The sequence below is a fragment of the Mitsuaria sp. TWR114 genome, assembly GCF_007997345.1.
Window position 1 is genome coordinate 1 of sequence record NZ_VOSR01000955.1, and the last position, 525, is coordinate 525.

Genomic DNA, 525 nt, shown 5'->3' on the forward strand with positions numbered 1-525 from the left:
CATGGGAACGACAGCCGTGAGCAAGCACCGGGACCCGAAGAACAACAAGGGCGGCAGGAAGACCGAGTGGGTCGAGGCGACGCTGAGCGAATTCGACGGCGTGCGCTTCCTGCATCTGGACTCGATCTGGGTCCAGGGCGCGATGCGGGTCAAGAAGCCGGAGAAGCTGGAGCTGGAATACGTCCAGCGCATGATGGCCTGGATGCTCTGGCGCGACACCCGCGAGATGACCCAGGGCCAGGCGGTGCAGCTGGGCCTGGCGCCGGCGCGCTGACGCGCTTCTGTCGCAAGCAGCTGAAGATGAAGACCACCGCGGTCGAGATCAACCCGACCGTCATCAGCGCCAACCGGCACTGGTTCCACCTGCCCGACGACGACGAGCGGCTGCGGGTGCTCAACGAGGACGCCGGCCAGTGGGTGGCCGACGCGGCGAACTGGGGCATGGCGCAGGTGCTGAACGTCGACCTCTACGACCACGAGGCGGCGGCGCCGGTGCTGGACGATGAAGCCTTCTACGCGGACTGC

1 protein-coding gene and 1 pseudogene are annotated in these 525 nt (G+C 67.0%); both read left to right on the forward strand.

The window, feature by feature from the left end; translation table 11 throughout:
* Positions 1 to 274: pseudogene (locus tag FUT87_RS26250) on the forward strand (hypothetical protein); the annotation flags it as partial.
* Positions 275 to 300: 26 nt separating this feature from the next.
* Positions 301 to 525, forward strand: a 225-nt coding sequence (locus FUT87_RS26255; RefSeq protein WP_404935458.1) for a spermidine synthase, incomplete at its 3' end; no start/stop codon positions are given.